The organism is Streptomyces zaehneri (genome assembly GCF_032248645.1).
Taxonomy (GTDB): domain Bacteria; phylum Actinomycetota; class Actinomycetes; order Streptomycetales; family Streptomycetaceae; genus Streptomyces; species Streptomyces coriariae.
In genome coordinates this window covers 627,751-634,544 of the sequence record NZ_JASTTJ010000002.1, presented here as the reverse complement: position 1 = coordinate 634,544, position 6,794 = coordinate 627,751, and the positions used below count along the sequence as shown (strand labels likewise).

Annotated in this window: 6 protein-coding genes and 2 rRNA genes; all 8 read left to right on the top strand. The window is 66.5% G+C overall.

The window, feature by feature from the left end; all coding sequences use genetic code 11:
* A 23S ribosomal RNA gene (locus QQM72_RS05635) occupies positions 1 to 105 on the top strand; the annotation flags it as partial.
* Positions 106 to 190: 85 nt separating this feature from the next.
* Positions 191 to 307, top strand: a 5S ribosomal RNA gene (gene rrf, locus QQM72_RS05630).
* A 109-nt stretch (positions 308 to 416) separates the two neighbouring features.
* Positions 417 to 1,025 carry a CDP-alcohol phosphatidyltransferase family protein gene (locus QQM72_RS05625; protein ID WP_020133154.1) on the top strand — a complete coding sequence of 203 codons (609 nt, stop codon included), beginning with the start codon at positions 417 to 419 and terminating at the stop codon, positions 1,023 to 1,025.
* Between the two features lie 114 nt (positions 1,026 to 1,139).
* Positions 1,140 to 3,635 carry a mannose-1-phosphate guanyltransferase gene (locus QQM72_RS05620; protein ID WP_314219634.1) on the top strand — a complete coding sequence of 832 codons (2,496 nt, stop codon included), beginning with the start codon at positions 1,140 to 1,142 and terminating at the stop codon, positions 3,633 to 3,635.
* A 166-nt stretch (positions 3,636 to 3,801) separates the two neighbouring features.
* Entirely contained in the window at positions 3,802 to 4,638 is an 837-nt protein-coding gene (locus QQM72_RS05615; RefSeq protein WP_314219660.1) for a DUF881 domain-containing protein, read from the top strand.
* The gene (locus QQM72_RS05610; protein ID WP_020133151.1) at positions 4,635 to 4,967 is read left to right on the top strand and encodes a small basic family protein; all 333 of its coding nucleotides are present in this window, start codon (positions 4,635 to 4,637) and stop codon (positions 4,965 to 4,967) included. Before QQM72_RS05615 ends, QQM72_RS05610 begins: the two co-directional genes overlap by 4 nt.
* Before the next feature lie 5 nt (positions 4,968 to 4,972).
* Positions 4,973 to 5,806, top strand: coding sequence for a DUF881 domain-containing protein (locus tag QQM72_RS05605; RefSeq protein WP_314219633.1), 834 nt, complete (start codon positions 4,973 to 4,975; stop codon positions 5,804 to 5,806).
* 82 nt (positions 5,807 to 5,888) lie between these two features.
* The gene (locus QQM72_RS05600; RefSeq protein WP_314219659.1) at positions 5,889 to 6,773 is read left to right on the top strand and encodes an FHA domain-containing protein; all 885 of its coding nucleotides are present in this window, start codon (positions 5,889 to 5,891) and stop codon (positions 6,771 to 6,773) included.
* Positions 6,774 to 6,794: the final 21 nt, after the last annotated feature.

The following is a 6,794-nucleotide window of genomic DNA, read 5'->3' as shown; positions in this document are numbered from 1 at the left end:
TTGAGGGGTTAAGGCTCCCAGTAGACGACTGGGTTGATAGGCCGGATGTGGAAGCCCAGTAATGGGTGAAGCTGACTGGTACTAATAGGCCGAGGGCTTGTCCTCAGTTGCTCGCGTCCACTGTGTTGGTTCTGAAACCACGAACAGCCCCATGTGCCACACATGGTGCGGCTGGACAGTTTCATAGTGTTTCGGTGGTCATAGCGTGAGGGAAACGCCCGGTTACATTCCGAACCCGGAAGCTAAGCCTTACAGCGCCGATGGTACTGCAGGGGGGACCCTGTGGGAGAGTAGGACACCGCCGAACTCCTTTTAGAGCTCTGGCTCTTGGGCATACAGCCCAAGAGCCAGAGCTTTTTTGCGTTGGGGTAAGGTCAGGGGGCATCGTTGGCTCATTTCCCACTGGAGGCCCCCGGGTGGAGGTCCAGGAGACCCGTGTCCAGACAGACCGGGTCCTCACCATCCCGAACATCCTCAGCATGGCGCGTCTGGTCGGCGTACCCGTGTTCCTGTGGCTGATCCTCCGGCCCGAGTTCGGAGGCCCGCAGAGCGACGGCTGGGCTCTCCTCGTGCTGGCTTTCAGCGGGATCACCGACTATCTGGACGGCAAGCTCGCTCGGCGCTGGAACCAGATCAGCAGCCTCGGCCGGCTCCTCGACCCTGCTGCGGACCGGCTCTACATTCTCTCGACTCTGGTCGGTCTCACCTGGCGGGAGATTCTGCCCGTCTGGTTGACCGCTGTACTTCTGGCACGCGAGCTGCTTCTGCTGGTGATGGTCGGCATCCTCAGGCGGCACGGCTATCCGCCGCCGCAGGTGAACTTCCTGGGGAAGGCGGCCACCTTCAACCTCATGTACGCCTTCCCGCTGCTTCTGCTCAGTGACGGAAGTGGCTGGCTGGCGTCACTCGCTGCCATTTTCGGATGGGCGTTCGCAGGATGGGGTACAACGCTCTATTGGTGGGCAGGAGTCCTCTACGTGGTACAGGTCCGCCGCCTGGTTCGTGCGGACGCCGTGGCCGACTGACCTCGCCGATTGGCAGCTGCGCAGTGGCTCGATGGCCCGCGGACGAAAAGTGCGGGACAATCTGGACGGGTGAAGTCGGCTAGACAGTCGTCTCTATAGGAGGACGCTTCCGACATGAAGGCCGTCGTGATGGCCGGAGGCGAAGGCACACGCCTTCGCCCTATGACCTCGAGCATGCCCAAGCCGCTCCTGCCGGTGGCCAACCGGCCGATCATGGAGCACGTCCTGAGGCTGCTCAAAAGGCATGGGCTCAACGAGACCGTCGTAACTGTTCAGTTCCTGGCGTCGCTGGTCAAGAACTACTTCGGTGACGGCGAAGAGCTCGGAATGGAGCTCAGCTATGCCAACGAGGAGAAGCCACTCGGTACCGCCGGAAGCGTCAAGAACGCAGAGGAGGCGCTGAAGGACGACGCCTTCGTCGTCATCTCCGGCGATGCCCTCACTGACTTCGACCTCACCGAGTTGATCGCCTTCCACAAGGAAAAGGGCGCGCTGGTCACGGTCTGTCTGACGCGTGTGCCCAATCCGCTGGAATTCGGTATCACCATCGTCGACGAAGAGGGCAAGGTCGAGCGTTTCCTCGAGAAGCCGACCTGGGGCCAGGTTTTCTCGGACACGGTGAACACCGGCATCTACGTCATGGAACCCGAGGTCTTCGACTACGTCGAGGCCGATGTGCCCGTCGACTGGTCCGGAGATGTCTTCCCGCAGCTGATGAAGGAGGGCAAGCCGGTCTACGGCTTCATCGCCGAGGGCTACTGGGAAGATGTGGGCACGCACGAGAGCTACGTGAAGGCCCAGGCCGACGTGCTCGAAGGCAAGGTCGACGTCGAGATCGACGGGTTCGAGATCTCGCCCGGCGTGTGGGTGGCCGAAGGTGCCGAGGTGCATCCCGATGCCGTCCTTCGCGGCCCCCTCTACATCGGGGACTACGCGAAGGTCGAGGCCGGCGCCGAGATCCGCGAACACTCCGTCATCGGATCCAACGTCGTCGTGAAGAGCGGGGCCTTCCTGCACAAGGCCGTGGTACACGACAACGTGTACGTCGGTCAGCACAGCAATCTTCGTGGCTGCGTCGTGGGTAAGAACACCGACATCATGCGAGCGGCCCGGATCGAGGACGGCGCTGTCATCGGTGATGAGTGCCTGATCGGTGAAGAATCGATCGTGCAGGGCAATGTGCGGGTCTATCCCTTCAAGACCATCGAAGCCGGCGCGTTCGTCAACACGTCGGTGATCTGGGAGTCCCGTGGGCAGGCGCACCTGTTCGGCGCCCGTGGAGTGTCCGGAATCCTGAATGTCGAGATCACGCCCGAACTGGCCGTGCGTCTCGCCGGGGCCTACGCCACGACGCTCAAGAAGGGGTCCACGGTCACCACGGCCCGGGACCACTCGCGTGGTGCCCGTGCGCTGAAGCGGGCGGTCATCTCCGCGCTTCAGGCCAGCGCAATCGACGTACGGGACCTGGAGAACGTCCCGCTGCCCGTGGCGCGCCAGCAGACGGCGCGGGGGAGCGCCGGCGGGATCATGATCCGGACCTCGCCCGGAGTGCCTGACTCCGTCGACATCATGTTCTTCGACGGACAGGGCGCGGATCTGTCGCAGGGCAGTCAGCGCAAGCTGGACCGGGTGTTCGCGCGCCAGGAGTACCGGCGGGCGTTCCCGGGAGAGATCGGCGACCTGCATTTCCCGGCCAGCGTCTTCGACTCGTACACCGGGTCGCTGCTGCGGAATGTGGACACCACAGGTATCTCCGAGTCCGGGCTCAAGGTCGTGGTGGACGCCTCGAACGGCAGCGCCGGACTGGTGTTGCCGAGTCTCCTGGGGAAACTCGGCGTGGACTCGCTGACCGTCAATCCCGGTCTGAACGAGGCCAGGCCCACCGAAACGGGCGACCAGCGGCGCTCCGGGCTCGTCCGGCTCGGAGAGATCGTGGCTTCGTCGCGGGCCGCGTTCGGTGTGCGGTTCGACCCTGTGGGTGAGCGGCTCTCCCTCGTCGACGAGAAGGGCCGGATCATCGAGGACGACCGGGCACTGCTCGTGCTTCTCGACCTGGTGGCCGCCGAGCGGCGCAGCGGGCGGGTCGCCCTGCCGGTGACCACGACGAGGATCGCCGAGCAGGTGGCGGCGTATCACGGCACGCAGGTCGAGTGGACGACGACCTCGCCGGACGACCTCACCCGGGTCGGGCGCGACGAGACGGCCATCTTCGGCGGGGACGGCAAGGGCGGCTTCATCGTCCCGGAGTTCAGCAGCGTCTTCGACGGTACGGCGGCCTTCGTGCGTTTGATCGGGCTGGTGGCGCGGACGCAGCTCACCCTCAGCCAGATCGACGCACGGATTCCGCGGGCGCACGTCCTGAAGCGGGATCTGGCGACCCCGTGGGCGGTCAAGGGCCTCGTGATGCGGAGGGTCGTGGAGGTGGCCGGAGACCGCTTCGTGGACACCACCGACGGTGTCCGGGTGGTGGAGACGGACGGGCGCTGGGTGATGGTGCTGCCCGACCCTGCCGAGGCGGTCACCCACCTGTGGGCGGAGGGTCCGGACGACGCGTCGGCGCAGGCTCTGCTCGACGAGTGGTCGGCGGTCGTGGACAGCGCCGGACGCTGATCCACGCGCACGCGCGCGTGCCGGACAAGTGTCCCCAAGGGGGCCTGTCCGGCACGCCGGTGGGGCCATTCGGAGGTACTGGGCGCGACGTGCGACGATGTGCGGCATGCCGCAGCAGCCCCCCGTTCGGAGCACACCCGCGCGCGTGTCGCGCCCGGACGCGTCCATGTCGCTGCTCACCAACGTCATGGACCACAGCCTCGACGACGGTTATGCCGAGGCCGCCGCCCGTAAGCAGGCCGAGGGCGCCGGTGGGCTGCCCAGGACGGTTCGGGCGAAGCTGGGTCTCGCCGTGGGCCTGGTGCTCGCGGCCCTCGTGGTCACCGTCGGTGCGGCGCAGGCGCGGGTCGCGGCGCCGGTCGTCGCGAAGGAGCGGGAGGAGCTCATCGACCGTATCGATCGTGAGACCGATGCGGCCGACGAGCTCGAGAGCACCGTCGACAAGCTGCGCGACGATGTGAGCGGCCGGCAGCAGGAGGCGCTCAAGCAGAGCGGCGGCAGTGACCAGGCGGATCTGGTGGGCATCCTGTCGGGCGCCGTCGAGGTGCACGGGCCAGGCGTCAAGCTGGTCGTGGACGATGCCAAGGAAGCCGCCACGGGCGGTGACGGCAACCCGCGTGAGACCTCCGGCTTCTCCGACACCGGGCGGGTCCGGGACCGTGACATGCAGCGCGTGGTCAACGGACTGTGGGCGTCGGGTGCCGAGGCCGTCTCCATCAACGGGCAACGGCTGACGGCGCTCTCGGCGATCAGGGCCGCGGGTGAAGCGATACTGGTCGACAACAAACCCCTGGTCCCGCCGTACACGGTGCTGGCTGTGGGGGACGGGAAGAACCTCAGCACCAGGTTCCAGAACAGCGCCGACGGGCTGTATCTGAACGCCTTGCAGGAGAACTACGGCATCCGGACGGCCATCTCCGTGGCGGACGACGTCCGGCTGCCCGCCGCACCGAGTGTGATCGTACGTACAGCGCAGCCGAGAACTGAGAAGGGCACATCGTGATCGCCGTACTGGGCCTCGTCGTGGGAGTCGTGGCCGGCCTGTTGGTCCAGCCCGAGGTTCCGGCGGCCGTCGTGCCTTATCTGCCGATCGCCGTGGTTGCGGCGCTGGACGCCGTGTTCGGCGGGCTTCGGGCCATGCTCGACGGCATCTTCGACGACAAGGTGTTCGTGGTGTCGTTCCTGTCGAACGTGGTGGTGGCCGCGCTGATCGTCTTCCTGGGCGACGAGTTGGGCGTCGGATCGCAGCTGTCCACCGGGGTCGTGGTCGTCCTCGGTATCCGGATCTTCTCCAACGCCGCGGCGATCCGTCGGCACGTCTTCCGGGCGTGAGGTCGATGAGCAACCAGGACGAGACGCCCGAGTACAGGCTCCGCAAGGAGTTGCCCGACGAGGTCCCGGTGACTCCGGCCGAGGACGGCGTGGCCGAGAAGCCGGCCGAGCCCGCGCTGACCGGTCGGCAGCGGCTGGTGCAGGGCCTCTGGCCGCCGCGGGTGTCCAGGGCCCAACTCATCGTCGCCCTGCTGCTGTTCGGTCTGGGCTTCGGCCTGGCCGTGCAGGTCGCCTCCAACAGTGACAGCGGAAACGCGTTGCGCGGTGCGCGTCAGGAAGATCTCGTACGCATCCTCGATGAACTCGACGACCGCAGTCAGCGTCTTGAGGACGAGAAGCAAGGTCTCGAGAAGCAGCAGCAGGAGCTGGAGAACAGCTCCGACCAGGCCGAGGAGGCCCGGAAGCAGACGGTCGAGAAGGAGAAGCAACTCGGCATTCTGGCGGGCACGGTCGCTGCGCAGGGGCCGGGCATCACGATGACCATCGAGGACACGAAGGGGACGGTCGAGGCGGACATGTTGCTCGACGCGATCCAGGAGCTGCGGGCGGCCGGGGCCGAGGCGATCCAGGTGAACGGAGTGCGGGTCGTCGCCGGCACCTTTCTGACGGATTCGGGCAGGAGCGTGAGCGTCGACGGGAACAAGATCAACACGCCCTTTCGTTTCAAGGTCATCGGCAACCCGCAGGACCTCGAGCCGGCGCTGAACATCCCTGGAGGCGTGGTGCAGACTCTCGAGAAGGAACAGGCCACCGTGACGGTCGAGCGGTCGGACAAGATCGTTGTGGACGCCTTGCGAGCAGCGAAGCAGCCTGACTACGCTCGGTCGTCGGGCCAGTGAACCGGGGGTGCATGGGGGCCTTCCGGCAGGGGCATGAGGTTGCGGGGGGTCGACGCACCGATCGGGTGGTGCGTGGTGGAAACTGTCTGGTGGGCACGGACGTTGTGAAGGTGTCCGGGTCGACCGGTGTATTCAGTCAGGGTTCGTCCTGCCCCACGGGCGGGTCTGTTTCGGTCAAGGGGAATCGCCCGTGAAGTTGTTTGCGAAGTTGTTCGGCAAGAGCGCGCGAGAGGGTAGCGACAACGCGACCGCTCGCCATCGCGCACAGCCTGACGCAGAGGGTCAGCGGCCGCTGTTCCGGGACCAGGTGGCTGGTCAGGGCGGCGACGTTTCCGGCGGCCAGGGCGCGGCGTCTGTTGACCCTGCGCAGTCCGGCGGCATAGGTTTCGGCCAACCGTCAACCTCAAGTACGGGTGGAGGGTTTTCCCCTATGTCGGCCCTGGTGTGTACGAGGTGCGGTAACCGCAACGCGGAGAACAGCCGCTTCTGCTCCAACTGCGGCGCGCCGCTGCGCCCCGGGCTGACGCCCGAGCGGGCGTCGGAGACGACCTCCACCATCTCCATCTCCGGTCTCGAGGCCTACGACGCCGAGGTCACCGGTCAGACGCAACTGCCCGCGCTCTCGCCCGAGGCGCAGGCCGCGGTCGACGCGCTGCCGCTTGGTTCCGCCCTGCTGGTCGTGCGGCGCGGCCCGAACTCGGGCAGCCGTTTCCTTCTGGACGGCGACCTGACGACGGCCGGTCGTCACCCGCAGAGCGACATCTTCCTGGACGACGTGACGGTCTCGCGTCGCCACGTGGAGTTCCGGCGAAACCCGGACGGCACGTTCAAGGTGGCGGACGTCGGCAGTCTGAACGGCACGTACGTCAACCGGGAGCGGATCGACGAGGTCCCTCTGTCGAACGGTGACGAGGTGCAGATCGGCAAGTACCGGCTGGTCTTCTACGCGAGCCAGCGGGGCTACTGACCGGCCCCCGGGCACCGTCCG